The sequence below is a fragment of the Micromonospora sp. II genome, assembly GCF_001709195.1.
Classification (GTDB): domain Bacteria; phylum Actinomycetota; class Actinomycetes; order Mycobacteriales; family Micromonosporaceae; genus Micromonospora; species Micromonospora chalcea.
This window is the reverse complement of the sequence record NZ_LYXF01000067.1, coordinates 441,897-467,928: the sequence shown is the minus strand read 5'-3', so window position 1 is coordinate 467,928 and position 26,032 is coordinate 441,897. Positions and strand designations below refer to the sequence as shown.

Genomic DNA, 26,032 nt, shown 5'->3' with positions numbered 1-26,032 from the left:
CGGCGACCGCTGTGGATCATGGCGAGGCCCCGGCACGGTGACCCGGGCGCTCGTTACGATTCCGACGGTGACCGAGCAGAAGGCCGACGAGCGTGGCCCCGGAGAGCCGTCCGGCCGCCGGAGGCGGCGCGGACTCGTCGTCATCGCCTGCGCCGGGCTGCTCGCGGCGCTGCTCGCCGGCCATCGGGCGGTGCCGAACGTGCACGGGCTGGGCAGCCTGCTGGACAGCGCCGTTCCGCTGCTCGGCCTCGGCGTACCGGTGCTCGCGCTCGCGGCGCTGCTGCGCCGCTCCCGCCCGGCGCTGCTGGCGGTGCTGCTGCCGGCGCTGGTCTGGGCCGGCCTGTACGGGCGCGCGTGGCTGCCCCCGGCGGCCGGCGCGGCGGGCGCCTCGGTGCGGGTGGCCAGCCAGAACCTGCGTGTCGGCAACCCCGACCCGGCCGCCACGGTGGGCGCGCTCGCCGGCGACGGACCGGACCTGATCGGGCTCCAGGAGGTCGCCGACGGCGACCGGGTGGCGCCGGTCCTCGCCGGCCGGTACCCGCACCGCGCGGTGGTGTCGACGGTCGCGCTGTGGAGCCGGTGGCCGATCCGGGAGGCGCACGGCATCGACACCGGGCTGGGCTGGGACCGCGCGCTGCGCGCCGTGGTGGCCGCCCCCCGGGGCGACCTGACCGTGTACGTCGTCCACCTCGGCTCCGCGCGCGCCGGGCACACCGCCACCCGGGACCAGACCGTCGCCGCGCTGGCCGACGCCGTACGCGCCGACCCGGCGGAGCGGCTGGTGGTGCTCGGCGACCTGAACACCGCCACCACCGACCGGGTCTTCGACCCGCTGACCCGGCTGCTGCGCGACGCTCAGGCCGAGGCCGGGCAGGGATTCGGCTTCACCTGGCCGGCGGAGCTACCGGTGACCCGACCGGACCACGTCCTCTACCGGGGACTCACCCCCACCACTGCCGGGGTGCTGCACACCCCGGACAGCGACCACCGCGCGGTGACCGCCGGCTTCCGCTGGTGAGCGCTCAGTGCCGGCCGTTCTCCGCCGGGGTCACCGTGAGCCGGTGCCGGCTCGGGTCGCCGCTGGAGAACGGCCAGAGCCGGTCGGCGTACGCGACCAGGTCGGCCAGCTGATCCCGGGTCAGTCCCGCCGAGGAGATCTCGGCGTGCACGTCGGCCCGGTAACGGCCGTCGTCGTCGCGGCCCAGTTTCGCCTCTGCGGTCACCTGCACGGTGTGCGCCTCGTCGGTGATCTCCCCGGCCGCCTCCACCGCCGCGTGGTGCAGGCAGGAGGCGAACGCCGCGGCCAGGAGCTGCTCCGGCGTCAGACCGGTGCAGTGCGGCGCCAGCGGGGACGCCAGGGCGGAGGAGAGACCGCCGTCGTCGGTGCGTACGTGACCGCCCGCCGCGGTCGCCGTGGCCGTCTCGGCCAGCCAGGAACTCGGATCCGGCATCGCGTTCCTCCCGTCACTCACCGGACCGCGTTCCCGGACCCCGAGCAGCGAAACCGCGCCCGGGTCGGCAGTAGGAGCGCTCAGCCGACCCGGCCGCTCGGCGCGGCGTCGACGGCCATCGCCTCGGTGGCCTCGGCGGCCGCCCGGCTGGTCCACGGCGAGACCTGCTCCGCGCGCTGGCGGGGCAGCACCGCGCTCATCGGCACGTACACCCGGGCGTCCACCGCCTCGGCCAGCAGCAGCGCGGCCATCGGGCTGGTCGGCCGGGCCGCCGGGTCGGCGTCGAGGCAGCTGCGGCACAGGTCGGCCACCTCGGGCGGCAGCCCGGGAACGTCGGGCAGCGGCCGGGGCTCGGGCCGGCGTCCCCCCGGCCCGAGCAGCCGGGTGGTGCTGTCCGCCTCGTACGGCAGGTGACCGGTGAGGCAGTAGTAGAGCAGCACGCCGAGGGCGTACATGTCGGCGGCCGGGGTGGCGGGCTGCCGGTCGAGCTGCTCCGGCGCCAGATAGGCGGGGGTGCCCACCACCACGCCGTCCGGAGTGTGGTCCGGCGCGCCGGCCGGGGTGGCGATACCGAAGTCGAGCACCTTCACCCCGCACGGGGTGAGGATCACGTTCGCGGGCTTCACGTCCCGGTGCACGATGCCGTGCGCGTGCGCGGCCGCGAGCGCGGCGCACACCTCGGCGCAGACCCGCGCCGCGATCCGCCAGTCCAGCGGCCCCGCGCGCAGGTGCGCGGCGAGCGTCTCGCCCTCGGCCAGCTCCATCACGATGTACGGCGCCGGCCGGCCGTCGGGCAGCGTGGCGGTGCCGAAGTCGTGCACGCTCGCGACGTTCGGGTGCACCAGGCGAGCCGCCGAGCGCGCCTCGGCCCGGATCCGCTCCACCGAGCCGGCCTCGCCGTCGAGCCGGGGCGAGATCAGCTTCACCGCGACGGTCCGGTCCAGCACACGGTCGTGCGCCCGCCAGACCTCCGACATGCCACCCAGGCCGGCCCGCTGTTCGAGCTCGTACCGCCCGCCCAGCGTCCGCATCGCCCACTCCTCGCCTCGTCCGGTGTGCCCTCCGGTCCCGCTACCCGGCCCCGGAGCTGTGCAAACCGGCGGGGGTTTCCATTCCGGCGGGGTAGCTTCGCGGCGAGGGGTCGACACAGGGAGGACAGCGGTGGCTTCGGTGCGCGTACGGTTCGTCGGCGGTCCGGCCGACGAGCTGACCCGGGACCTGCCCGCGGGGCCGGACGGCGGGCCACCGCCCCGGTGGGTGCTGCGGCATCCCGAGGAGCCGGCCGAGGGGGTGGCCGACCACCTCTACGAACGCGACGAGCACGCCGCGGCGGGCGGCTGGACCATGCGGTACGTGCACACGTTCCCGTTCGGCGCGACCGAGTGAGGCTCAGCCCGCCCGGACGCCGGTGGTGCCGAGGATGACCGAGGCGACCAGCTCCGGATCGTCGTGCATCGGCACGTGGCCGCAGCCGGGCAGGTCCAGGTGCCGCGCGGCGGGCAGCCGGGTACGCGCCAGCGCCGCCTGCCGGTAGGGCAGGATCCGGTCCCGGGTGCCCCACGCCACGGTGACCGGCACCGTCGGCGCGCCCGCGTAGGCGTACCCCCGGCCGGCGCGCGCGACGGCGCGGAACGCCCGCGCCTGGCGCAGCGCGCGGGCGTCGGCGACCGCGTCGTCGAGGGTCATCCGGTTGGGCCGGGCCAGGATCATGCCCATCGCCAGCATCCGCAGCGCGGGCGCGGCGAACAGGCGGCGCAGCACCGGCTCGGGCAGCCGGGCCGCGTTGCGGTGCAGGGCGAGCACGGTCAGCGCCCAGCGCAGCTCGCGGGCGGTGCAGAACCCGGCCGGGGACAGCGCGGTGGCCGACGAGACCGCGCCGAGCGCGGCGAGTTCCAGCGCGATCGCCCCGCCGAGGCTGTTGCCCGCGACGTGCGGGCGCTCCAGCCCGAACGCGGCGAACAGCTCGACCATGGCCGCGGTCAGGCCGGGCATGTCGGCGGGCAGCCCGGTGGCGGGCACCGGGGAGCGGCCGAAGCCCGGCAGGTCGACGGCTATCACGTCGTGCGCCTGCGCGAGCCGGTCCAGCACCGGCCGCCAGGCGCCGCCGTGGTGACCGATGCCGTGCAGCAGCACCAGCGTGGGCCCGGCGCCGCGCCGCTCGTAGACGACCTCCACCGGCGCGGTCACGGCCGTCCCTGCGGCGTGCTGGGGCCGAAGCCCCGCCCCAACGCGCGGGCCTGTTCCTCGATCAGCGGCACGGTGGCCCGGGCGGTGCGGCCCACCAGCCGGTCGGCCAGCGGACTGACCAGCACCGAGCGCACGGCCTGCACGCCGGCGACGGCGCGTGGCACGTACACCCGGCGGCTGCGCCGCTCGATCGCCCGGACGAACGCCTCGGCGCACTCGGCCACCGTCGTGGTACGCCGCAGCGGCCACGGCAGCTTCGTCAGCGCCGTCTCGAAGGCCGGCAGGTCGGCGCGCGCCTCGCGGACCAGGTCGGTGTCCACCCACGACGGATGGGCGGTGCCCACCGCCACGCCCCGGTGCGCCAGCTCCAGGCGGATCGCGTTGCCGAACTGCTCGACGCCTGCCTTGGAGGCGCAGTAGGCGGCCATGCCGGGCAGCGCGGCGAACGCCGCGGCCGAGGACACGATGAGCAGGTAGCCGCCCCGGTCGACGAGCGCCGGCACGGTCGCGGCGGCGGTGCGCATCACCCCGATCAGGTTGACCTCGACCGTACGCACCAGCGCCTCGACGTCGCCGACGGCGATCGTGCCGCGGTTGGCCACCCCGGCGTTCGCGACCACCGCGTCGATCCCGCCCAGCGCCGCCACGGTACCGTCGACCGCCTCGGCCAGCGCCTGCTGGTCGGTGACGTCGGCGGCGAACCAGACGTGCCCGGGACCCAGCTCGGCGGCGAGCGCGGCCAGCCGGTCGGGTTCCAGCCCGACCAGTGACAACCGCGCGCCGCGTGCGGCGGCGAGGCGGGCGGTGTGCTCGCCGATGCCCCGGGCCGCGCCGGTCACCAGCAGCACCTTGCCGGCCAACCGGCCGGAAAAACGACCGTCGATGGACATGCCGGGAAGTTACCACCGGGTAGCCCGGGTGTGGAAGACCCGGCCGGACCTGCCCGGATTCGAAGTCGGCCGGCGCGCACAGCTGGTACACAGGATCGGGACAGCCCGGCGACAGCGGGTCCGCCCACGATGGGGGCATGGTCATGAACGGGCAGGCCGCGCAGGGCCGCATCGAGCTGCACCGACCGGACGGCGAGCCGGTGCGGGTGCTCGTGGTCGACGACGAGCCGACGCTCACCGATCTGCTCGCCATGGCCCTGCGGTACGAGGGCTGGCAGGTCGCGACCGCCGGCAACGGGATGGCGGCGATCAGCACCGCCCGCCAGTTCCGCCCGGACGCCGTGGTGCTCGACGTGATGCTGCCCGACCTGGACGGCTTCCAGGTGCTGCGTCGCCTGCGCGAGGAGTCGCCGAGCGTGCCGGTGTTGTTCCTGACCGCTCGCGACGCCGTGGAGGAGCGCGTCGCCGGGCTCACCGTCGGCGGCGACGACTACGTCACCAAACCGTTCAGCCTGGAGGAGGTCATCGCCCGGCTGCGTGCGCTGCTGCGCCGCTCCGGCTTCGCGGTCGCCGCCCGCCAGGAGGCGGTGCTCACCGTCGGCGACCTCACCCTCGACGAGGACAGCCACGAGGTACGCCGCGGCGACGACCTGATCACGCTCACCGCCACCGAGTTCGAGCTGCTGCGCTACCTGATGCGCAACCCGCGCCGCGTGCTCAGCAAGGCGCAGATCCTCGACCGGGTCTGGAACTACGACTTCGGCGGCCAGGCCAACGTGGTCGAGCTGTACATCTCGTACCTGCGCAAGAAGATCGACGCGGGCCGCGCGCCCATGATCCACACGCTGCGCGGGGCGGGTTATGTCCTCAAGCCCGCCGAGTGACGCCCGCGGCCGGCTGCGCCGCCGCCTGGCCGGCTGGTCGCTGCGCCGCCGGCTCGTGCTCTCCGTGGTGGCGCTGCTCGCGCTGGTCAGCCTCGGCATCGGCGGCCTGACCACAGTCGCGCTGCGGCACTTCCTGATCAACCAGATCGACAACCAGCTCACTTTCGGCGACCGCCGCCCGGACGACCTCGAACGCTGGGCCCGGCGGGGCATGGATCCGCCGCGCCCGGACCAGCGGCCCACCCCGCCGGACTCCGACGAGGTGGCGCCCGCGCCCCCGGGCGGTTTCCCGCCAGGCTCGATCGCGGTCCGGGTGCCGGCCACCGCCGAACCCGTCGGCCGGATCCGCTCCGGCAACGGCGACAGTGAGGAGGTGCCCGCCGCCGACCTGACCGCGCTGGCCCGCGTACCCGTCGGCGAACGCCCGCGTACCGTCGTCGTCGGTGACCGCGGCGAGTACCGGGCGGTCGCGATGTGGTCGCCGCGCGGCGACGGCGACATCCTGGTCCTCGCGATCCCGACGGCCCAGGTGGACGACACCGTCATGTGGATGATCGTCGCGCAGGCCGGGGTGATCGGCGCGGGCCTGGTCATCGCCGGCGCCCTCGGTCTGCTCATCGTGCGGGTCACGCTGCGCCCGCTCAACCGGGTCGCCGCCACCGCCGCCCGGGTCACCGAACTGCCGCTCGATCGCGGTGAGGTCGCCCTGTCGGTGCGGGTCCCGGCCGCCGACACCGACCCCCGCACCGAGGTCGGGCAGGTCGGCGGCGCGCTCAACCGGATGCTCGGCCACGTCGCCGCCGCGCTCTCCGCCCGGCAGGCCAGCGAGACCCGGGTACGCCAGTTCGTCGCCGATGCCAGCCACGAGCTGCGCACCCCCCTCGCGGCCATCCGGGGGTACGCCGAGGTGGCCCGCCGGGGCCGCCAGGAGGTCCCGCCCGACGTGGCGCACGCGCTACGCCGCGTCGAGTCGGAGAGCACCCGGATGACGAGCCTCGTCGACGACCTGCTGCTGCTGGCCCGGCTGGACTCCGGCCGCCCGCTCGCCGCCGAACCGGTCGACCTGACCGCCACGGCGGTGAACGCGGTGAGCGACGCCCACGTCGCCGGCCCCGACCACCGCTGGCAGCTCGACCTGCCCGACGAGCCGCTCACCGTCACCGGCGACGCCCACCGGCTGCACCAGGTGCTGGCGAACCTGCTCGCCAACGCGCGGGTGCACACCCCGGCCGGCACCACCGTCACCGTCCGGCTGGCGCCCGCCGCCGGCGGCGTCGAGCTGCGCGTCACCGACGACGGACCGGGCATCCCGGAACAGTTGCAGCCGGAGGTCTTCGAGCGCTTCGCCCGCGGCGACAGCTCCCGCTCCCGCGCGCAGGGCAGCACCGGCCTCGGCCTGGCCATCGTCGCCGCCGTGGTGGAGGCCCACCACGGCCGGGTCGACGTGGTCAGCCGGCCCGGCCACACCGCGTTCACGGTCTGGCTGCCCGGATCCACAGCAGACGCATAGGTCACTCACGGCAGCGGGCCAGCGGACGCTCCGAGGCTTGCCGGCATGGACAGAACCGAGAGCCTGCCGACCCCGCCCACGGCCGGTCCACCCGGCGCCGAGCCGGCCCCCGCGCCCGTACCGGAGGAGACCCGCGCCGACCGCTGGGCCCGCCCGGCGCTGCTCGGCCTGCTGGCCGCCACCGCGCTGCTCTACCTGTGGGGTCTGGGCGCCTCCGGCTGGGCCAACGCCTTCTACTCGGCCGCCGTGCAGGCCGGGTCGCAGAACTGGACCGCGTTCTTCTACGGCTCGTCCGACGCGGCCAACTCGATCACGGTGGACAAGACCCCGGCCTCGCTCTGGCTGATGGCGCTCTCGGTGCGGATCTTCGGCTTGAGCAGCTGGTCGATCCTGGTGCCGCAGGCGCTGCTCGGCGTCGCCTCGGTCGGCGTGCTGTACGCGACGGTCCGCCGCTGGTACGGCCCGGCCGCCGGACTGCTCGCCGGGACGGTGCTCGCGCTCACCCCGGTGGCGACGCTGATGTTCCGGTTCAACAACCCGGACGCGCTGCTGGTGTTCCTGCTGGTCGCCGCCGCGTACGCGACGGTGCGCGCGGTCGAGACGGCGAGCACCCGGTGGATCGCGCTGACCGGCGTGCTCGTCGGGTTCGGCTTCCTCACCAAGATGCTCCAGGCGTTCCTGGTGATCCCGGTCTTCGCCGGGGTCTACCTGCTGGCCGCGCCGACCGGCCTCGGACGGCGGATCCGCCAGCTCCTGCTGGCCGGGCTCGCCGTGGTCGTCTCCGCCGGCTGGTGGGTGGCGATCGTCGAACTGGTGCCGGCGAGCGCCCGCCCGTACGTCGGCGGCTCGCAGAACAACAGCATCCTGGAGCTGACGCTCGGCTACAACGGCCTGGGCCGGATCACCGGCGACGAGGTGGGCAGCGTCGGCGGTGGCGGCGGACGGCCCGGCGGCGGTGGACCGTTCTCCGGTCAGACCGGGCTGCTGCGGATGTTCGACACCGACGTCGGCGGGCAGATCTCCTGGCTGCTGCCGGCCGCGCTGATCCTGCTGGTCGCCGGGCTGTGGCTGGCCGGGCGGGCACCGCGTACCGACCGGACCCGGGCCGGTCTGCTGCTCTGGGGCGGCTGGCTGCTGGTCACCGGAGTGATCTTCAGCTTCATGTCCGGCATCTTCCACGCCTACTACACGGTCGCCCTGGCCCCGGCGGTCGGCGCGCTGGTCGGCATCGGCGTCACAGCGCTGTGGCGGGCCCGTGCCGGCGCCGCTTCGGCTGCACCTGGCCAGGCCGCAGCGGCCCGGTGGCGTGGGTTCGCCGCCACGCTTGTCCTGGCCGCCACGCTGGCGGTCACCGCCTGGTGGTCCTGGCACCTGCTCGGCCGCACCCCCGACTGGTACCCCTGGCTGCGCCCCACGGTGCTCGCAGTGGGCCTGACCGCAGCCGTCCTCCTGGCCGCACCGGCGTTCCTCACCACCGGCCCCCGCCGGCCCGTCCCGCCCTCTCCCGCCTCCCCGCCCCCTCCCGCCTCCCCGCCCACCCCGTTGATCAAGGAGTTTGTGTCCGGGAACGGCGTTCAGGCTGACGCAAACTCCTTGGTCAACTCCGGCATGGGGGTGGCGGCGGGGCACCGGGGCGGGTTTGCCGGGCGGGTCGTGCGGTGGCTGGTGCCGGTGGTGTCCGTCGCCGGGATCGCGGTGGCGCTGGCCGGGCCGGCCGCGTACGCGATGCAGACCGCTGCCACCCCGCACAGCGGTGCCATTCCGAGCGCCGGACCGGCCGGAGCGGGGGGCTTCGGCGGCCCGGGCGGCCCGGGCGGGCGGATGCCGGGCGGCGGGGACGGGCAGTTCCCCGGTCGCCCAGGCGGCGGGAACGGGCAGTTCCCGGGCTTCCCGGGTTTCCCGAACGGCACCGGCTCCAGCGGCACGGGTCCGGACGGCACCGGCCCGGGCGGCGGAGCGAACGCCGGCGGATTCCCCGGCTTCCCGGGCGGTGGTTCGGCTCCGGGCGCGCCCGGCGGCACCGGTCAGGACGGCGGCGCCGGTCCGGAGGGTGGCACGGGACCGGACGGCCGGGGGCAGCGCGGCGGCGGCATGGGCGGGCTGCTCGACGCCCGCGAGCCGAGCGCCGAGATGACCGCGCTGCTCACCGCCGACGCCGACGACTACACCTGGGTCGCCGCCACGGTCGGCTCGAACAACGCCTCCGGCTACCAGCTGGCCACCGGGCGGCCGGTCATGCCGATCGGCGGCTTCAACGGCAGCGATCCGTCGCCGACGCTCGCCCAGTTCCAGCGGTACGTCGCCGACGGGCGGATCCACTACTTCCTCGGCGGCGGCGGGTTCCGGGCCAACGGCGGCAGCAACGCCTCGGCCGAGATCGCCGCCTGGGTCGCCGAGAACTTCACCGCGACCACCGTCGACGGCGTGACCGTGTACGACCTGAGCAGCGGAAAGCAGGGCTGAGCGATGACTGACACGTACGCGCCCCGGGCCGCCGTGCGGGCCCGGCCCGCCGCCGGCAGCGCGGTGCTGGACGTGGTGGTCCCGGTCTACAACGAGGAGACCGACCTCGGCCCCTGCGTCCGGCGGCTGCACGCGCACCTGACCGCGCACTTTCCGTACCCGTTCCGGATCACGGTGGCCGACAACGCCAGCGTGGACGGCACCCCGGAGGTTGCCCGGGCGCTCGCCGACGAGCTGCCCGAGGTGGGGGTGCTGCGCCTGGACGAGAAGGGCCGTGGGCGGGCGCTGCGCGCCGCGTGGTCGGCCTCGCCCGCGCCGGTGCTCGCGTACATGGACGTGGACCTGTCCACCGACCTGGCCGCGTTGCTGCCGCTTGTCGCGCCGCTCATCTCCGGGCACTCGGATCTGGCCATCGGCACCCGGCTGGCGCGGACCAGCCGGGTGGTCCGGGGCGCCAAGCGGGAGGTCATCTCGCGCGGCTACAACCTGCTGTTGCGCGGCACGCTCGCGGCGCGGTTCTCCGACGCCCAGTGCGGGTTCAAGGCGATCCGCGCCGACGTGGCGGCCGGGCTGCTGCCGCTGGTACGCGACACCGGCTGGTTCTTCGACACCGAGCTGCTGGTCCTGGCGCAGCGGGCCGGGCTGCGCATCCACGAGGTGCCGGTGGACTGGGTGGACGACCCGGACAGCCGCGTCGACATCGTCGCCACCGCGCTGGCCGACCTGCGGGGCATCGGCCGGCTGGGCCGGGCGCTGGCCACCGGGGCGCTGCCGCTGGCGCAGCTGCGCGCCCAGCTCGGCCGGGGACCGTTGCCGGCCCCGCCGGCGCGCGTGCCGGCCGGACTGCCGCGCCAGCTGGTCCGGTTCGCCGCGGTGGGCGTGGCGAGCACGCTCGCGTACCTGCTGTTGTTCCTGCTGGCCCGCGGACCGCTCGGGGCGCAGCCGGCGAACCTGCTGGCGTTGCTGCTCACGGCGGTGGCGAACACGGCGGCCAACCGGCGGCTCACGTTCGGGGTCAGCGGCCGGCGGCACGCCGGCCGCCACCACCTCCAGGGCCTGCTGGCGTTCGCGCTGGGCCTGGCCCTGACCAGCGGCTCACTGGCCCTGCTGCACGCCGCCACACGCCCGAGCCGCAGCCTGGAGCTGGTGGTGCTGGTGGCGGCCAACCTGGCCGCGACAGCCCTGCGCTTCCTCCTGCTCCGCCTGGCCATGCACCACCGCCCCTGACCCCACCCCGAACACCCCGTCGATCATGAGGTTGGCGGCGCGACACGCCGGGCGCCGGCACCGTCAACTTCATGATCGACGGGGCGGGTGGCAGGGTTGGGGGCGTGTACCGGGAGTGGGGGGCGGCGGGGGTTCCGGGCGCGGTGCTGTGGGGCAGCGTGTCCGGCGGGGGTGAGACGCGGGTGCTGCCGGACGGGTGCCTGGACCTGCTCTGGTCCAGCCGGTCCGGGCTGCTGGTGGCCGGTCCGGACCGCACCGCGCACCTGTCGCGGTCCGCGCCGGGGGACCGGTGGATCGGGCTGCGCCTGCCGCCGGGCACCGGCCCGGCCGTGTTCGGCGTGCCCGCCGAGGAGCTGCGCGACCGCCGCGTACCGCTGGCCGACCTGTGGGGCCGCGCCGCCGCCGAGGTGACCGAGCGGGTCGAGGCGGCGCTGGCCGCGCCGGGCGACGAGGCCGCCGGGGTGCTCACCCGGGTCGCCCGCGACCGGCTGCGCGCGGCCGGCGGCCCCGACCCGGTCGGCGCGCGTGTCGCCGCCCGCCTGGCCGCCGGGGCCACCGTCGCCGCGACCGCCGCCGAGGTCGGCCTCGGCGCGCGGGCCCTGCACCGCCGCAGCCTGACCCTCTTCGGGTACGGCCCGAAGACGCTCGCCCGCATCCTGCGGATGCGCCGGGCGCTGGACCTGGCCCGCGCCGGCGCGCCGCTCGCCGAGGTGGCCGCGCGCAGCGGGTACGCCGATCAGGCCCACCTGACCCGCGAGGTGCGGGAGCTGGCCGGGGTGCCCCCGTCGCGGCTGCTCGCCCCGGCCACCGCCTGACCGGCCGCCTTTCAGTCGCCCGCCGGCAGCGGGGCGAACAGGTCCACGCCGTTGCCGTCCGGGTCGTGCAGGACCGCGTACCGCTGGCCCCAGAACGCGTCCCACGGGGGCAGCTCCCCGTGGTGGCCGGCGGCGGTCAGCTCGGCGTACCAGCGGTCCACCTCGGCCGGGTCGGCGCACCGGAAGGCCAGGCTCATCCGGTTGTTGCCGCCGGACGGGTCGAAGTCGGGGTGGAAGCTGCGGATCACCTCGACCGTGTCCCAGGCCAGCCGTACGCCGTTCGGCAGGGTGACCTCCACGTGCCCTTCCGTCTCGGCGCCGGCCGGGATCGGCAGCCCCAGCCGCCGGTAGAAGTCGAGTGTGCGGGCCATGTCGGTGACCACGGCCCCGACCAGATCGAACTGCGGTGTCATGGCGTCACGGTAGGCGCGACCGGTCCGGCCCGTCTTGAACGGATCGGACGGGGGACGAGTGGCCGGTGTGGCCCCGCGTGCGACGCCCGAGGCGTTACGGTGGGGGACAAGTCCGGCGCGAAGCATGAAAGCTCGCATTCCGGGCGCGCACTGACGACCGGCGACGGAAGGAAGCAGCCGTGACCCACCTGGCCTACCTGGACGCGGGATCGGGCAGTCTCATCGTGCAGGCGGTGGTCGGCGGCGTGGCCGGAGTGGCCGTGGCCGCCAAGCTCTACTGGCGCCGCCTGGTGTCCCGGTTCCGCCGTCAGCCCAGCGACCAGGGCCCCACGGCGTGACGGTCCCCGACACCGGCGTCCGCGTGGAGCCCGGCTCCTTCCGCGACCCCGGCAACCGGGTGTTCCACCGGGGCGAGGAGGTGCTGCGCGGGCTCGACGAGCGCTCCGCCCGGGACTGGCGTGCGCTGTCCGTCACCGACTTCTTCCGCCGCGCGGCCGAGCGGGGGCAGATCGTCGCCACCGAGGAGCTGACCCCGACCCCCGTCGACACGCGGTGGGCTGCGGTGCTGCGGCACGAGCGGATCCCGTTCGTCTCGCACCCCTACGAGTGGTCGTATGCGATGCTGCGCGACGCCGCGTTGCTGCACCTCGACGTGCTGCGCGCCGCCCTGGAGGCCGGCTTCACCACCAAGGACGGCTCGGCGTACAACGTGCAGTGGCGCGGCGCGCGACCCGTCTTCATCGACGTCGGCTCGTTCGAGGCGCTGCGCGACGGCGAGCCCTGGGCCGGCTACCGGCAGTTCTGCCAGACGCTGCTCTACCCGCTGCTGATCCAGGCCCACCTCGGGCTGGACTTCCAGCCGTTCCTGCGGGCCCGCGTCGACGGCGTCGAGCCGGACCAGATGCGCCGGCTGTTCGGCGGCGCCCGGCGCTGGCGGGCCGGCGTGCCCACCCACGTGCACCTGCACGGCGCGATGCAGGCCCGCAACTCCGCCGCGAGCACCACCGACGTCCGCGCCCAGTTGCGCGCCGCCGGGTTCTCCCGCGAGCTGGCGCTGGCCACGGTACGCGGGCTGACGAAACTGGTCCGCCGCCTCGACCACCGGCCCGGCGACAGCCACTGGGCGGACTACCAGCGCACCTGCGCGTACTCGGTGCCGGACCGGCAGGCCAAGGAGGAGTTCGTCGACCGCGCGGTGGCCGCCACCGGCGGCGGCTCGGCGCTGGACCTGGGCGCCAACGACGGCCGGTACGCCCGCATCGCCGCCCGGCACGCCACGCACGTCGTCGCGGTCGAGCAGGACCCGGCGGTGGTCGACACGCTCTACCGCGCGCTGCGCGACGAGGGCGAGACGCGGATCCTGCCGCTGGTGATGGACCTGGCCGACCCGTCGCCCGGCGGCGGCTGGCGCGGCGTCGAGCGGGCCGCGTTCGCCGACCGGGCCCGCGCCGACGTGGTGCTCGCCCTGGCCGTCGTGCACCACCTGGCGATCGGGCGCAACGTGCCGCTGCCCGGGGTGCTGGACCAGCTCACCGCGCTCACCGCCACCGGCGGCAGCCTGGTGGTGGAGTTCGTCCACCCGGACGATCCGATGGCCCGCCGCCTGCTCGCCAACAAGCCCGACGGCCTGTTCCCGGACTACCGGCGCGACGCCTTCGAGGCGCTGCTGGCCCGCCGGGGCCGGGTGGTCGCCCGCACCGAGCTGCCGTCCGGCACCCGCACGCTCTACCAGGTGGTGGTGGGTGGCTGAGCGCACCCTCGCGCCACCCCGGGACCACACGGCCGGCCCGGACCGGCGGGAACGCCCGCAGTGGTGGCGGTCCGAGCTTGCGCGGCTGGCGGAGGTGACGGCGCTGGTCGGGCTGGTGGTGACCCAGCCGCTGCTCGACGTGCTCGGCCGCAGCCCCGACTTCTTCCTGTTCCACCGCGCGTCCCGGGGCGACGTGCTGCTCCTGGTCGCCCTGATYGCGCTCGCGCCGACGGTACCGTTCGCGCTGCTCGGCGCGCTGGCAGTGCCCGCCGGACGCCTTATCCGGGCCGCCGTGCACACCACCTTCGTCGGCCTGCTGCTCGCCGCGCTGGCCGTCCAGGTCGGCCGGCACGTCACGCCGCTTCGGGGCGTACCCCTGCTCGTCGCCGCCGGTGTGGCCGGAGCCGCCGGGGCGGCCGCGCACCGGCGGTGGCGGGCGCCCCGGCGGGTGCTGCGGGTGGCCGCCGCCGGGCCGCTGGTGTTCGTCGGGTTGTTCCTGTTCGCCTCGCCCGCCTCGGCGGTGGTGCTGCCGCGCGGCGAGGGCGGCGCGGCCGGGATCGCCGGCGCGGGCGCGCATCCGCCGGTGGTCATGATCGTGCTGGACGAGCTGCCGCTGGTCTCCCTGCTCGGCCCGGACGGACGCATCGACGCCGAGCGCTACCCGAACTTCGCCGCGCTCGCGGCCGGGTCGACGTGGTACCCCAACGCGACCGGCGTCAGCGGCTGGACGCCCTACGCGCTGCCGGCGATGCTCACCGGGCGCTACCCGGAGCAGGGCGCGGCGCCGCACTACTCGCAGTACCCGGACAACCTGTTCACCGCGCTCGGGGGCCTCTACCGGATCAAGGCCGAGGAGAGCATCACCCGGCTCTGCCCGCCCAGCCGCTGCGAGCAGGCCACCACGCCGGAGCAGGGGCTCGGGGTGCTGGTCCGGGAGAGCGGCAAGCTGATGGGCCGGATCGCCGCGCCGGTGGACAGCCGCGTCGACCCGGAGGACTCCTACCGCGAGCGGACCGCCGCCGAGGCCGGGCTGGACGCCGCCGAGCCGGTGCCGGACGACCCCAAGTTCCGCTGGGACACCCTCGACGACAACCAGCCGGCCCGGTTCACCTCGTTCCTGGCCGGGCTGCGCCCCGACCCCCGGCCCACGCTGCACTTCCTGCACCTGCTGATGCCGCACTCGCCGTGGGCGTACCTGCCGTCCGGGGCGCACTACGCCGCACCGGAGGACCTGCCCAACGACGGGACCGGCTGGGTCGACCTGGCCCGCGCCCGGCACCTGGCCCAGCTCGGCTACACCGACCGGCTGATCGGCGAGACGCTGCGGACGCTGCGAGCCACCGGCCTCTACGACAAGGCGCTGGTGGTGGTCACCGCCGACCACGGGGTGAGCTTCCGGCGGGACTGGCAGGGGCGGGGGATGGACGCCATCGAGCACGCCGCCAACGAGGTGGCCTGGGTGCCGATGTTCGTCAAGGAACCCGGCCAGCGCGCCGGCCGGGTGGACGACCGCAACTGGGAGCACGTGGACCTGCTGCCCACGATCGCCGACGAGACCCACATGCGGGTGCCCTGGCAGATGGACGGCCGGTCGGCCAAGGCGGCCCCGCGCGAGCGAGCCGACAAACGCTTCTACGACCGCCCCGGCCAGCCGGTGACGATCACCGGCGGGGTGCCCGCCCCGCTCCCGCCGCCGGCCGCTGATCCGCTCGTCGGGACCCGGGTCGGGAACGTGCCGATGGGCGGGTCCGCCACGGTGGCGAACCGGGACGCGTTCGACGCGGTCGACCCGGCGCGCGGCGGCCTGCCCGCGCTGGTCTGGGGGACGGTCCCGGACGACGTGCCCGACGGGACACGGCTCGCCGTCGCGGTGAACGGCACGGTCGGGGCGGTGGCGCCGGTGGTGCCCCCGGACGCCGGTGGCCGGCGCTTCGCGGCGTTCCTCCCCGACGACCGGCTCTTCGCCGCCGGCGCCAGTCGGCTCGACCTCTACCGGGTCGGCGACGACGGGGCGCTGCGGCGGCTCACGCTGTCGTGACGGGCCCCCGGCCGGCGCCCATGGTCGCGCTCCCAACCGGTTTCCGAACCGCCTGGCCGGGAAACAGGTGACGCACACCTCACCCCGAAACCATGACGAGCGGTGTTCTCCGCGCCGTGATTACGGTAGAAGCGAAGGCAATTCAACGAAGATCTTGCCGGCGAAGCGAGGAACAGATGACGGAAGTCAAGCTCGACCACCCCGGTGGGCAGCTGTCGATGCCGGTGCAGTCCGCGGTTGAGGGCCCCGCCGGGATCGGGGTGAGCAAGCTGCTCAAGGAAACCGGGATGACCACGTACGACCCCGGTTTCGTGAACACCGCGTCCTGCTCGTCCGCCATCACCTACATCGACGGTGATGCCGGCATCCTGCGGTACCGGGGTTACCCGATCGACCAGTTGGCCGAGAAGTCCTCCTTCCTGGAGGTCTCCTACCTGCTGATCTACGGCGAGCTGCCGACCCAGGCGCAGCTGTCGGAGTTCAGCGAGCGGATCCGGCGGCACTCGCTGCTGCACGAGGAGATGCGCCGGTTCTTCGACGGCTTCCCCCGTGACGCGCACCCGATGGCCGTGCTCTCCTCGGCCGTCAGCGCCATCTCCACCTTCTACCAGGACAGCCTGGACCCGTTCGACTCCGAGCACGTGGAGATGTCCACGGTGCGGCTGATGGCGAAGGTCCCGACCATCGCCTCGTACGCGTACAAGAAGTCGATCGGGCAGCCGCTGCTGTACCCGGACAACTCGCTCGGCTACGTCGAGAACTTCCTGCGGATGACGTTCGGTGTGCCGGCCGAGCCGTACGAGGTCGACCCGGTGGTGGCCCGGGTGCTGGACATGCTGTTCATCCTGCACGCCGACCACGAGCAGAACTGCTCCACCTCCACCGTGCGGCTGGTCGGCTCCAGCAACGCCAACCTGTTCGCCTCGGTCTCGGCCGGCGTGAACGCGCTGTTCGGCCCGCTGCACGGCGGCGCCAACCAGGCCGTGCTGGAGATGCTCCAGAAGATCCAGGCCGACGGCGGCGACGTCCGCTCCTTCGTGCAGAAGGTGAAGGACAAGCAGGACGGCGTGAAGCTGATGGGCTTCGGGCACCGGGTCTACAAGAACTACGACCCGCGTGCCGCCATCGTGAAGAAGGCCGCCCAGGACGTGCTCGGCCGGATGTCCAAGCCGGACCCGCTGCTCGACCTCGCTGTGCAGCTGGAGGAGATCGCGCTCGCCGACGACTTCTTCGTGTCCCGCCGGCTCTACCCGAACGTGGACTTCTACACCGGCCTGATCTACAAGGCCATGGGCTTCCCGACGAAGATGTTCACGGTGCTGTTCGCGCTGGGCCGCCTGCCCGGCTGGATCGCGCAGTGGCGCGAGATGATCAACGACCCGGAGACCAAGATCGGTCGCCCGCGGCAGATCTACACCGGCGCTACCGAGCGGGCGTACGTCCCCGCCGACAAGCGCTGAGCGTGCAAGGAAGGGCCCCTTCTTAACGCCTCCGGTAGAGGAGGGGCCCCCTTTTAACACGCGGACGACGAAGGCCGCCGACCCGAGCAGGGTCGGCGGCCTTCGTCCTGTGCACCGGGGGGAGGGGCGTTAACAAGGGGCCCTTCCTCTACCCGAGGCGTTAATAGGGGGCCCTTCCTTACCGCAGGCCGGCGGCGGTGAGGAGGTTGCCCTCGGGGACGCGCGGCGTGGGCCGGCCGTGTGTCATGCGGTGCTGGGCGCGGGCGGCGGTGAACGACGGGTCGCCGGCGATCGCGGCGGCGTACGCGGCAGCCGTGCGGGACGCGATGGCCGCCCAGCCGTACCGCTCGTGGACCATGGCGCGGGCCCGCCGGGCGAGCACGCGGGCCCGCTCTCGGTCCGACAGCAGCGCGTGCACCGCCTCGACGAGCCCGTCCGGGTCGTGCGGGGCGAACGTCATCCCGGTGACGCCCGGCTCGACGATCTCGGCCAGGCCGCCGGTACGGGCCACCGCCAGCGGCGCGCCCGCGGCGGCCCCCTCCAGCGCCACCATGCCGAACGGCTCGTAGATGCTGGGCACCGCGAAACAGTCCGAGGCGGCCATCACCGCGGGCAGGTCGGCGCCGCCGAGGAACCCGGGCATGCTGACGGTGCCGCCCAGCCCGAGGCGGTGCACCTCGGCCTCCAGGTCCGCCCGGTACGGCCCGTCGCCGACGATCACCGCGCGTAGGCCGGGGTGCCGGTCGCGCAGCCGGGGCAGCCCGGCCAGCAGGTGCTGTACGCCCTTCTCGTACACCAGGCGACCGGCGAACGTGACCAGCGGGCCGTCGGCGGCGAACCGCGCCCGGGCGGCGGCGACCGCCGACGCGGGCACCCGCCAGCGGTGCGGCTCGACGCCGTTGGGCACCACGTCGACGCGGGCGGCGTCCACGCCGAACAGCGCGCCCACCTCGTCGCGCATGTAGCCGGAGCACACGATCACGCGCCCGGACTCGCCGGCGAGCCAGTGCTCGACGCCGTGGATGGTGCGGTTCATCTCCTCCGGCAGCCAGCCCTGGTGCCGGCCCGCCTCGGTGGCGTGGATGGTGGTCACGAGCGGCACGTCCAGGTGCTCGCGCAGCGTCATCGCGGTGTGCGCGACGAGCCAGTCGTGGGCGTGGATCACGTCGTAGGCGCCGGACGAGGCGGCGCGCAGCGCGGCCCGCGTCAGCGTGTGGTTGAACGCCATCGTCCAGGCCAGCAGTGACCCGGTGGCCAGGGGGAAGGTGACCGGGTCCTCGGCGGCGCGGACGATACGGACGCCGTCGGCGTACTCCTCCAGGGGAGCGCCCTCGGCGTGGCGGGTGACGACCGTGACCTCGTGCCCGGCGGCGGCCAGCGCCACGGACAGCGCGTGGACGTGGCGGCCGAGCCCGCCGACGAGCACCGGCGGGTACTCCCACGACAGCATCAGGATGCGCCGGGTCCGGGGCCCGGCCCCGGCCGGCGACGGCGGGGCCGGGCGGGAGGTGAGAGTGGGCCGGTGGAGCCGGTCCGTCGCGGTGGCGGGCTGCGCGCCGACCCGCAGAGTGGTCACGTCGATCTCCGTCCATGCAGGGTGAGGCACGCCGGCAGCGGTGGCGGCGTCGAGCGGTGGTCAGGAGCGACCGGACGGCCGGCCGGGCGCCGGCACCAGCTCGCCGACGACGGCCTGGCCGGATACCGATCGCGGGCCACCGGGAGGGTGCTGACGTCGATCGGCAACCGGAACCGTCCAGTCACCCTGCCAACCTACTGTGCCGGATCCTCTCGCGCGCGGTGAGCGATCCTCATCACTCTCCGACGCCTCCGCGCACATGGGACGGTCACGGGAACGGGTGCGGATACGGGTTGATCTCCTCCGGGGCGAGCGGTTCGGCCCGGTGTCCGAGCCGGACCGGCAGCTCGCGCAGCCGGGGCAGGTCGACGCGCCGGTTGCGGTGACCGAACGTCATCGGCAGCAGCCCCGGGATCAGCACCTTCACGCTGGTGAGGCCGACGGCCTCCTGCTCGCGGGCGGTCTGGTCGACGACCACCACGTCCAGGCCCTCGTCGAGGTAGCGTCCGGTCACGTGCCGCAGGTCGTCGAGCAGGTCCGCGGCCGGGCGGTAGCGCGCCGCCGGTGGGAACGCCTCCGCCATGGACCGGATCTCGTCGCGCTCGTACAGGAACGCGAAGCGCGGCCAGGCGTCCGGGTCGGCCGCCACCAGCAGGTGGTCCTCCATGGTCCGGACCAGGTCGGAGTCGGCGACCAGGCCGGGGGCGGTGGTGTCCTCGGCGACCATCTCCCGGGTGGCCTCGGCGACGCTGGCGAGTTCCACCAGCGCGGACCACAGGGCGCGCTCCGGGTCCAGGTGCGCCCCGGCGCCGCAGAACGCCCGGGGACGTCCCGGCCGCACCTCGTCGTCGACGAGCATCAGCCAGACCGCCGGGACGCCTTCGGGCATGGTGATGTCGAAGACGTCCAGGCGGCTGCCGGTGGTGCGCTGGATCCAGTCGACGAGCACGCGGGTCATCGGGTCGGCGGAGGTCATCGGGTCCACGCGCGGCACCGGTAGCCGGGCGTACCAGGTGGACAGGAAGGCGTCCCGCTCGGCGACTTCGAAGATGCCGTGCAGGATCGCCTCTTCGAGGTTCGCGCCCAGCGCGCAGCCGTTTGAGCACTCCGGACCGAAACCCGTGCCGTGTGAGCCGTAGTAGGCGAAGGTCTCCGGCACCAGCACCGGGCCGTCGCGCCGGAACGAATACGCGTACACCCATTCCACGGGCCGGTCCGGGTCGTACGCGACCGCGTGGTCGTCGGGCGGCGCGGGCGGCAGCCCGAACTCCGTCGGCTCGACGGCCCGCCGCGGTCCGAGCTCGCGGAACGAGGCGCGGGTGACGGTACGGCGGGCGCGTGGCACGTTGCCGCCGAGCCGTTCCAGCGCCTCGGCGACGGCGACGGCCACGCTCGCCGGGTAGGTGAAGGTCCGGCCGTAGCCGGCCAGTTCACCACAGCACAACGGGCCACCGATCGCGCCGGCGAGGACCATCGGATGGTTGTGGTGGACGGTGATCGACGACAGCAGCCCGGTCTCCTCGTCGTGCAGCGCCGCCAGCAGGGCGAGGTGCTCGTCGGGAAGGCTGCGGGCCCGGTAGTCGTCCGGTGCCCGCTTCGGCCGGGACGTCAGCGTGAAGGTGCCGGCGGCCGGGCCGTCGTCCGGCAACGGGCCGCACACCGGGCAGCCGGGTTCGGGGACGAACCGGTGCCGCTTGACGGCCATCGAGGCCGTGGCGACCTCCAGCACCGCTTCCGCGCACCGGCCGTCGCCGCCCTGCGCGACCCGGCGCAGTTCGTCGGCCACGAGCGCGGCGACCGCGGCGCGTACCGGCGGGCCGAGGACGGGCCGGGCGGGCTGCACGGTGCCGTCGTAGAGCCCCTGCCACAGCGCGGACCGGTGCGGTGTCCCGGTGGTCCGCGCCCGGCGTTGCCGCACCTGGAGGCAGTGGTGGCAGCCCGGCCGGCCGGGTGTGACGAACGGTCCGATCCGTACGCCGCGCGGCGTGGTGTACACCGGCAGGAAGGACCGGCCGGCGTCGGCGGCAGCCCGGGCGGCCACGTCGACGTCCTCCGGTGGCCCGTCGACGACGAAGACGTCGACGTCGGTGACCGGGGCGGCGCCCAGCGCCTGTTCCACCGCCCGGCGCAGGGCGCCGACGCCGAGGATCCGCAGGCCGGGACGCGGCGCCACGTCGGACGGGGCGGGGACGGCCGGTGTGGTCGTGACGTCGGTCATGCGCTGCTCCCCGCTCGTGGCGACCACGCCGCCCTGATCATGAACGGCATCACCCGCTGCGCCCCGGGCAGCGAGTCGGCGGGCCGCACCAGCAGCGACCGTCCGTCCCGTGCCAGCTCGCGCAGCAGCGGCGGCAGCGCCGTGTCCCAGTCGTAGCCGCCCACGTCCGGCCCGATCTCGGCGCCGTCCGGGCGGCGTCCGGTCAGGACGGCGACCGCCGCCTGCATCGCGTTCGCCAGGGCGGTGTCCGTGTCGGTGGCGCAGCTGCGGGCGACCCATCCGCCGCCGACGGCGACGAACACGGTCGGGGTGCTCGATCCGTCGTGCCACGCCCGCGGCTCGTGGCCGAGGAGGGCCAGCTCGTGTGCCATGACGCGGGTCGGCTCCGGCCACCGCGCCCGGTCGAGCCAGCCGCCGGGCGGCCCACCGTCGGCGACCTCCGGCGGGGTCGCGGCCGCGCGTCGCAGTTTCAGGATCGCCCGGCCGCGCGCCTCCGCCCAGGTGTGACCGCCGGCGATCACCACGCCGTCCGGCCGTGCGTCGACGACAGCGCCACGCGCGGTGTCCCACCACACCGTGGCGGCGTCGCCGGCGCAGGCCCGCGCCGCGAGCGTCTCCAGTGCCGCCGTGGCGGCGCGCAGCAGCGCCTGCTCCCGGCTTGCGCCGACGGCGGTGAGCAGCCGCGGTGCGCCGCCGGCCAGGTCCACGACCGTCGCCTCGACGCAGCTGACCGAGATCTGCGAGTGGGCGCCGGTGTCGATGGCCAGCAGCGGGCCCAGCCGCGCGTCGACCAGGAACGGCATCCGGGCGACGAACTCCTCGACGCCCACCGGCGTGCGGGCGGCCATCGCGTCGACGTGCGCGGCGAGATCGGCGTACGGGGCCGGGGGCCGGCAGGAGCGGCAGCGGGGGTGCACGTCGAGCAGATGCTCGCTGGTCACAGCGTTTTCCAGGTCCACGCGGGTCATCCGGTTCGTGGCGGTGCTCTCCGCTCCCACCCGGTGGCGCAGGTACGCGAACCCGAGCGCCGCGCCGATCAGGCCGCAGACCGGCGCCGACAGCCACTCGGACGTCGTGTCGGGCTCGTCGGCGTCACCCGGGGGGAGCCCGGCGCCCTGCCGGCTGAGCAGGCCGCACTCCCAGCAGCCGCCGGTGACGCCGCCGCCGGTCGGGCCGATCCACGCCTCCGCGCCGCCGGGCACCGCGTGCAGGACCGGCACCCCGATCGCCCGGGCCGCCCGGTTCAGCCGCGTCGCCCGCCCGGCCATCGGACGCGCGGCGCAGTGCAGCACCGCGTCGTACCCCGTCAGCAGGCCGGCGAGCCCCTCGTCGGTGTCGAGGGCGGCGGCCGCGTCCAGCAGCGTCAGCCCGGTCGTCGGATCCTCGGCTCGACGCCGCTGCACGATCCGCCGGAAGCCGTCGCGTTCGGTGCCGGTCTCGGTGGTCTCGACCAGCGAGGCCGTACGCAGCCCGAGTTCGAACAGCGTCTGGACGAGCGCGAGCATGCCGGCGCCGGCGCCGACGAGCAGCACCCGCCCGTCGCGGAACGCCTCGAAGCGGCTCAGCGGCGCGTCGGTGACGTGCTCGGCGAACGCGATCGAGTCCCGGTAGGTGTCGAGTTCCCAGTCCCGCAACGTGTGTGGCGGCTCGCTGTCGAGGTCGCGGGCGATGCCCCGCCGCACCAGCATCCGGACCAGGTCGGTGACGAGCTGCCGCTGCGCCGGGGGCAGACCCGCGGTCAGCGCCTCCACCGTGCGGGTGCCGTCCAGATGCGGGGCGAGCCGCTGCACGAGGCCGTACGCCGACGCGCCCGCCAGGTGCGTGCCGGCGAGTCCCGTCTCCAGGTACACGCCGTCGTCGACCGGCACGTACATCAGGTCGTCGCGGAGCTTGACCCTCACGCGGCCCCCTCCTTCCGCAGGTGTCCCATCCGCACCGCGACCGCGCGTCCGGCGTCGGTGAACGCCTGCCGGCCGTGCAGGTACCGGGAGTTGTCCACGACCAGCACGTCACCGGACCGCCACGGCACCGCCACCGTCAGCCGCGCGGCGACGTCCGCGGCGGTGGCCACGAGGTCCTCGGGCACCGGCGCGCCGGTACCGGAGCGCACCCGCAGCCGCCGGTCGTGGTACTCGCCGGGCTGAGGGCGGCTGATGAACAGCGAGTTGCAGAACGCCGGCACACCTTCGAAGAGGGTCGGTGGCGTGCACCGGGTGCCGAAGCCGACAGTCATCGCGTCCTCGTCCACGTCGATGTGGATCGACTCCCACGGCCGCAGGTACGGCTCCCACTGCCGCAGCATCCGCTCCGCCGCCGCCGGGTCGGTCGTGCCGCACATCCGCTGCCACACCGGTGTGGGCAGCTCGCTCTCCCAGCGCAGCGTCAGTTCCTCGCAGGCGGCGCGGACCGTGGCGGGCAGGGCGGCCAGCAGCGCGAGACCGTCGCACAGCGTCGTGGCCCCGCCGTCGGCGGCGGGCCGCTCGCACCGGAACATCAGCAGGTCCGGCGCGCCGGGCGCGTACGACGCCTCCCGGTGCAGCGGCATGCCCTGCGTTCCCCGGGTGACTGTGGTCGTCGTCGGGTCACCGCCGATCACGTCCCGCTCGTCGTGGAACCCGCCCTGGTACGGCGACGCGGTCATCAGCGCGTCGCCGAGCGCGACGTAGTCCTCGTGCCGCCACCCGCCGCGCAGCAGCACCGCGCCGTGCTCGGCGACCGCCGCGAGCACCGCGTCCGGCGTGGGGGTGCCGACGAGCGCCGGAACGTCCTGTTCAGCCATGAGGGTTCCCTTCGGTGAGATGGGCCGCCAGCGCCCCGGGACGCGGCGCGGGCGTGCCGACCAGCAGTTGTGTCAGCGGGGACGCCCCGTCCGGCAGGCCGAGCCGGGCGGCGACGGCGTCGGCGGTGAGGCCGCCCAGCGCCCGGCTCGCCGCGCCGGTCGCGGTGGCGGCGAGCCCGGCCAGGTGAAGGGCCACACCGGCGAGCAGGTGCAGCCGGTGGAACGAGGCCGGGGAGAGCTGGTCGACGGGCCGGCTCCCGGCGTGGACCAGGTAGAGGGTCGCGCCGCGGGTGACCATCCGGCGGTCGACCCGGTGCGGGTACGCCGCCGCGTCGTCGGCCGCCCCCGGCGGCCCGGTCGGCACCAGCCGGTGGTGGTGCGGCTGGTAGCGGTACGCGTCCGCCGGGATGCCGTCGACGGCCCGGGCGAGGCACCAGAGCTCCGGGTACAGCGGCTGCCGGGCCAGCGCCGCCAGGGCCGGCGAACCGGCCCGGCCGGCGGCGCAGGCCAGGATGTCGGCGACCTGCCCGGCGGTCAGCCCCGGGCCGAGGTTCGCGGCGGAGGCGCGGCGGGCGGCGGCCGCGACCAGGTCGAGCGGCCGGGCCGGCGGCAGGTCCAGCGCCCGGCCCGCCGCCGGACCCACCGGAAGGCGGTCCGCCGGGAGGCGCCGGGCCGGGACGCCGTCGGCCGCAAGACGGTCGGCCGAGGGTGGCTCGGCGTCGGCGTGCCGGTCGTACCTTGCCCGGTGCAGCGCCACCGCGCTCGGGTGGGCGGCGTCGTGGCCGAGCCGGTCGTGGTCCAGCCCGGTCGCCGGGGGCGGCCCGCCGGACGCAAGCGGTGTCCCGGGGACGTCCGCGTGCGCGGGGAACTCGATCGCCGCGTAGGTGGCCTCCAGCTCGGCGTCTAGTCCGAGCAGCTCACCGGCGAGCGCCGGATCGAGGTCCAGGCGCGGTGTCGCGTCCACCGGCGACGTGAGCAGCTGGGCCAGCAGGACACCGGAGTCGACGATGCCCAGCCGGTAGCCGAACGCCCCGTACTTGCTGGTGTTCTTCCACGGCCGGTGGGTCAGCAGCAGCGCGTGCCGGGGCGCCGCCGCGACCCCGAGGAGCCGGTCGAGCCGGGCGGCCGGGCTGCCCGGGCGCAGCAGTTCCAGGCAGTGGTGCGGCGGGTCGTAGTGGTAGACGCCGGCCGCGAGGTCGGGGGAGCCGGCCCAGGCGAGGTAGATCTCGTTGGGGTGGAACGCCCCGCCGGAGGGCACCGACCGGCGCAGCGTGTGCCAGCCGGGCAGCAGCCGCGACGGCGTGCGCGTGTCCGACGGGGCGCCGGTCAACGCGGACAGCCCGGCCAGCGTGATCGTCTCCGCCCGGCGTGGCGCGTACCCGAGCAGCATCGCGCTGAGCCGGTCGAGGCAGCCGTCGCCGAGCGGCACGGACCCCGGGCCGGGCCACCGCAGCGGCCGGCGGGTCGCGCCCGGGTACCGCTTGCCGCACGGCGGCAGGTACGCCGTCGGCTGCCCGGTGTCGTCCCGCACCGCCGCCAGGTACCGGCCGGTGACGCCGGCCCGCGTGGCTGCCATCTCAGCTGCCCGCGCTCTCGTACCGGCGCAACCCGGCCCGGAAGACCGCCCACGCCCCGGCCGCGCAGGCCGCCGCGACGACCGGGGTGAGCGCGCCCGCCGTGGTCGAGGCGCCCTTGTCCAGCAGCGCGGCCGTCGGGAAGTAGCCGACGAACGCGACGGGTACGAGCGTCAGCAGCGAGCGCAGGCCGGTGCCGTACAGGGTCAGCGGATAGCGGGCCAGATCGCCCAGGGTGTGCACGCTCGCCGCGAGCGAGCTGGACGGGCTCAGCAGCCAGAAGACGACAGCGTTGGTGGCCAGGTTGACCGCCAGCTTGACCAGCACCCCGCTGGCGAGCAGCACCACCGCCCAGAGCACCGTCAGCGGCGTCCAGGCCAGGTCGAGGTGGACGGCCGCGGCGCCGAGCAGCGCCGCGCCGAAACCGACGTTGCCGAGGCCGTTGAACCCGACCGCGTTGCCGGTGACCTGGAGCACCACCGGGTAGGGCCGGACCAGCAGGTAGTCCAGCAGGCCGAGGTTGACCAGGCCGCCGAGATGCCAGGTCCCCTCGAACAGCAGGGAGCCGACGCCCTCGGCGAGCATCACCATGGCGCAGACGTACAGCACCTCCCAGCGGGTCCACCCGCCGAGCGCGGTCACCTGCCGGAACACCATCACCACGAAGACCAGCCCGGCGAGCTGACCGAGCACCGTCGCCCCGATGGTCAGGAGCGCGTCGGCCCGGTACTCGAGCACCGCCCGCAGATGCGCGCCGAGCAGCCGGCGGTAGATCCGTGCCTCGTGCATCATCGGCC

At 75.3% G+C, this 26,032-nt stretch carries 22 protein-coding genes; 11 read left to right on the top strand and 11 right to left on the bottom strand.

From position 1 onward, the window contains the following. The first annotated feature begins 67 nt into the window (after nucleotides 1-67). On the top strand, nucleotides 68-1,018 hold the full coding sequence (locus A8711_RS28015) for an endonuclease/exonuclease/phosphatase family protein (RefSeq protein ID WP_043324556.1): 951 nt from the start codon (nucleotides 68-70) through the stop codon (nucleotides 1,016-1,018). 4 nt (nucleotides 1,019-1,022) lie between these two features. On the opposite strand, the gene A8711_RS28010 is transcribed toward A8711_RS28015, so the two are convergent. Beyond that, complete coding sequence (locus A8711_RS28010) at nucleotides 1,023-1,451, bottom strand: OsmC family protein (protein ID WP_013285994.1); 429 nt, start codon at nucleotides 1,449-1,451, stop codon at nucleotides 1,023-1,025. An 80-nt stretch (nucleotides 1,452-1,531) separates the two neighbouring features. Continuing rightward, a complete protein-coding gene (locus tag A8711_RS28005; protein WP_064446162.1) occupies nucleotides 1,532-2,482 on the bottom strand; it encodes a serine/threonine-protein kinase in 951 nt (316 codons plus the stop codon). Nucleotides 2,483-2,612: 130 nt separating this feature from the next. Here A8711_RS28005 and A8711_RS28000 point away from each other — a divergent pair, with 130 nt between their 5' ends. Next, nucleotides 2,613-2,837 (top strand): hypothetical protein, encoded by a 225-nt coding sequence (locus tag A8711_RS28000; protein ID WP_043324550.1) that lies wholly within the window; start codon nucleotides 2,613-2,615, stop codon nucleotides 2,835-2,837. Between the two features lie 3 nt (nucleotides 2,838-2,840). Here A8711_RS28000 and A8711_RS27995 read toward each other — a convergent pair whose 3' ends face one another. Both A8711_RS27995 and A8711_RS27990 read right to left on the bottom strand, forming a co-directional pair. After that, nucleotides 2,841-3,638 carry an alpha/beta fold hydrolase gene (locus A8711_RS27995; RefSeq protein WP_064446161.1) on the bottom strand — a complete coding sequence of 266 codons (798 nt, stop codon included), beginning with the start codon at nucleotides 3,636-3,638 and terminating at the stop codon, nucleotides 2,841-2,843. Then, on the bottom strand, nucleotides 3,635-4,528 hold the full coding sequence (locus A8711_RS27990; RefSeq protein ID WP_069089845.1) for an SDR family oxidoreductase: 894 nt from the start codon (nucleotides 4,526-4,528) through the stop codon (nucleotides 3,635-3,637). The genes A8711_RS27995 and A8711_RS27990 overlap by 4 nt, the downstream gene beginning before the upstream one ends. Before the next feature lie 137 nt (nucleotides 4,529-4,665). Here A8711_RS27990 and A8711_RS27985 point away from each other — a divergent pair, with 137 nt between their 5' ends. The 5 genes from A8711_RS27985 to A8711_RS27965 all read left to right on the top strand — a co-directional run bounded on the left by A8711_RS27985 (nucleotide 4,666) and on the right by A8711_RS27965 (nucleotide 11,427). Continuing rightward, complete coding sequence (locus A8711_RS27985; RefSeq protein WP_064446159.1) at nucleotides 4,666-5,412, top strand: response regulator transcription factor; 747 nt, start codon at nucleotides 4,666-4,668, stop codon at nucleotides 5,410-5,412. After that, nucleotides 5,390-6,922 carry a cell wall metabolism sensor histidine kinase WalK gene (locus A8711_RS27980; protein ID WP_069089844.1) on the top strand — a complete coding sequence of 511 codons (1,533 nt, stop codon included), beginning with the start codon at nucleotides 5,390-5,392 and terminating at the stop codon, nucleotides 6,920-6,922. The genes A8711_RS27985 and A8711_RS27980 overlap by 23 nt, the downstream gene beginning before the upstream one ends. A gap of 45 nt (nucleotides 6,923-6,967) precedes the next feature. After that, entirely contained in the window at nucleotides 6,968-9,385 is a 2,418-nt protein-coding gene (locus A8711_RS27975; RefSeq protein ID WP_069089843.1) for a glycosyltransferase family 39 protein, read from the top strand. A 3-nt stretch (nucleotides 9,386-9,388) separates the two neighbouring features. Next, nucleotides 9,389-10,612 (top strand): dolichyl-phosphate beta-glucosyltransferase, encoded by a 1,224-nt coding sequence (locus A8711_RS27970; RefSeq protein WP_064446156.1) that lies wholly within the window; start codon nucleotides 9,389-9,391, stop codon nucleotides 10,610-10,612. A 104-nt stretch (nucleotides 10,613-10,716) separates the two neighbouring features. Further along, nucleotides 10,717-11,427, top strand: a complete 711-nt coding sequence (locus tag A8711_RS27965) for a helix-turn-helix domain-containing protein (protein ID WP_069089842.1) — start codon at nucleotides 10,717-10,719, stop codon at nucleotides 11,425-11,427. An 11-nt stretch (nucleotides 11,428-11,438) separates the two neighbouring features. Here the strand turns inward: A8711_RS27965 and A8711_RS27960 are convergent, their stop codons facing one another. After that, nucleotides 11,439-11,840 (bottom strand): VOC family protein, encoded by a 402-nt coding sequence (locus A8711_RS27960; RefSeq protein ID WP_043324537.1) that lies wholly within the window; start codon nucleotides 11,838-11,840, stop codon nucleotides 11,439-11,441. Between the two features lie 179 nt (nucleotides 11,841-12,019). On the opposite strand from A8711_RS27960, the gene A8711_RS32545 reads away from it, so the two are divergent. The 4 genes from A8711_RS32545 (at nucleotide 12,020) to A8711_RS27945 (ending at nucleotide 17,088) form a co-directional block, all read left to right on the top strand. Beyond that, entirely contained in the window at nucleotides 12,020-12,178 is a 159-nt protein-coding gene (locus A8711_RS32545) for a hypothetical protein (RefSeq protein WP_166456093.1), read from the top strand. After that, nucleotides 12,175-13,590 carry a bifunctional 2-polyprenyl-6-hydroxyphenol methylase/3-demethylubiquinol 3-O-methyltransferase UbiG gene (locus A8711_RS27955; protein WP_069089841.1) on the top strand — a complete coding sequence of 472 codons (1,416 nt, stop codon included), beginning with the start codon at nucleotides 12,175-12,177 and terminating at the stop codon, nucleotides 13,588-13,590. Before A8711_RS32545 ends, A8711_RS27955 begins: the two co-directional genes overlap by 4 nt. Continuing rightward, on the top strand, nucleotides 13,583-15,628 hold the full coding sequence (locus tag A8711_RS27950) for a sulfatase-like hydrolase/transferase (protein WP_069089840.1): 2,046 nt from the start codon (nucleotides 13,583-13,585) through the stop codon (nucleotides 15,626-15,628). The genes A8711_RS27955 and A8711_RS27950 overlap by 8 nt, the downstream gene beginning before the upstream one ends. 176 nt (nucleotides 15,629-15,804) lie before the next feature. Further along, on the top strand, nucleotides 15,805-17,088 hold the full coding sequence (locus tag A8711_RS27945; protein ID WP_069089839.1) for a citrate synthase: 1,284 nt from the start codon (nucleotides 15,805-15,807) through the stop codon (nucleotides 17,086-17,088). A gap of 178 nt (nucleotides 17,089-17,266) precedes the next feature. Here the strand turns inward: A8711_RS27945 and A8711_RS27940 are convergent, their stop codons facing one another. The 6 genes from A8711_RS27940 to A8711_RS27915 all read right to left on the bottom strand — a co-directional run bounded on the left by A8711_RS27940 (nucleotide 17,267) and on the right by A8711_RS27915 (nucleotide 26,027). Continuing rightward, a complete protein-coding gene (locus A8711_RS27940) occupies nucleotides 17,267-18,664 on the bottom strand; it encodes a glycosyltransferase family 4 protein (RefSeq protein WP_069089838.1) in 1,398 nt (465 codons plus the stop codon). 268 nt (nucleotides 18,665-18,932) lie between these two features. Then, entirely contained in the window at nucleotides 18,933-20,882 is a 1,950-nt protein-coding gene (locus tag A8711_RS27935) for a TOMM precursor leader peptide-binding protein (RefSeq protein WP_158629849.1), read from the bottom strand. Beyond that, nucleotides 20,879-22,783, bottom strand: coding sequence for a hypothetical protein (locus A8711_RS32540; protein WP_069089837.1), 1,905 nt, complete (start codon nucleotides 22,781-22,783; stop codon nucleotides 20,879-20,881). Before A8711_RS32540 ends, A8711_RS27935 begins: the two co-directional genes overlap by 4 nt. After that, nucleotides 22,780-23,661: a TauD/TfdA family dioxygenase gene (locus A8711_RS27925; RefSeq protein WP_069089836.1), complete on the bottom strand. Its 882-nt coding sequence runs from the start codon at nucleotides 23,659-23,661 to the stop codon at nucleotides 22,780-22,782. The genes A8711_RS32540 and A8711_RS27925 overlap by 4 nt, the downstream gene beginning before the upstream one ends. Further along, a complete protein-coding gene (locus A8711_RS27920) occupies nucleotides 23,654-25,237 on the bottom strand; it encodes a hypothetical protein (protein ID WP_069089835.1) in 1,584 nt (527 codons plus the stop codon). The genes A8711_RS27925 and A8711_RS27920 overlap by 8 nt, the downstream gene beginning before the upstream one ends. A gap of 1 nt (nucleotide 25,238) precedes the next feature. After that, entirely contained in the window at nucleotides 25,239-26,027 is a 789-nt protein-coding gene (locus tag A8711_RS27915) for an ABC transporter permease (protein WP_223201086.1), read from the bottom strand. Between the last annotated feature and the right edge of the window lie 5 nt (nucleotides 26,028-26,032).

Excerpts from the sequence above, each read along its gene's own strand:
- A8711_RS28010 (WP_013285994.1), bottom strand. The coding sequence starts at position 1,451 with ATGCCGGATCCGAGTTCCTGGCTGGCCGAGACGGCCACGGCGACCGCG.
- A8711_RS28005 (WP_064446162.1), bottom strand. The coding sequence starts at position 2,482 with ATGCGGACGCTGGGCGGGCGGTACGAGCTCGAACAGCGGGCCGGCCTG.
- A8711_RS27990 (WP_069089845.1), bottom strand. The coding sequence starts at position 4,528 with ATGTCCATCGACGGTCGTTTTTCCGGCCGGTTGGCCGGCAAGGTGCTG.
- A8711_RS27985 (WP_064446159.1), top strand. The coding sequence starts at position 4,666 with ATGGTCATGAACGGGCAGGCCGCGCAGGGCCGCATCGAGCTGCACCGA.
- A8711_RS27980 (WP_069089844.1), top strand. The coding sequence starts at position 5,390 with ATGTCCTCAAGCCCGCCGAGTGACGCCCGCGGCCGGCTGCGCCGCCGC.
- A8711_RS27975 (WP_069089843.1), top strand. The coding sequence starts at position 6,968 with ATGGACAGAACCGAGAGCCTGCCGACCCCGCCCACGGCCGGTCCACCC.
- A8711_RS27970 (WP_064446156.1), top strand. The coding sequence starts at position 9,389 with ATGACTGACACGTACGCGCCCCGGGCCGCCGTGCGGGCCCGGCCCGCC.
- A8711_RS27960 (WP_043324537.1), bottom strand. The coding sequence starts at position 11,840 with ATGACACCGCAGTTCGATCTGGTCGGGGCCGTGGTCACCGACATGGCC.
- A8711_RS27945 (WP_069089839.1), top strand. The coding sequence starts at position 15,805 with ATGACGGAAGTCAAGCTCGACCACCCCGGTGGGCAGCTGTCGATGCCG.
- A8711_RS27935 (WP_158629849.1), bottom strand. The coding sequence starts at position 20,882 with ATGACCGACGTCACGACCACACCGGCCGTCCCCGCCCCGTCCGACGTG.
- A8711_RS27925 (WP_069089836.1), bottom strand. The coding sequence starts at position 23,661 with ATGGCTGAACAGGACGTTCCGGCGCTCGTCGGCACCCCCACGCCGGAC.
- A8711_RS27920 (WP_069089835.1), bottom strand. The coding sequence starts at position 25,237 with ATGGCAGCCACGCGGGCCGGCGTCACCGGCCGGTACCTGGCGGCGGTG.
- A8711_RS27915 (WP_223201086.1), bottom strand. The coding sequence starts at position 26,027 with ATGATGCACGAGGCACGGATCTACCGCCGGCTGCTCGGCGCGCATCTG.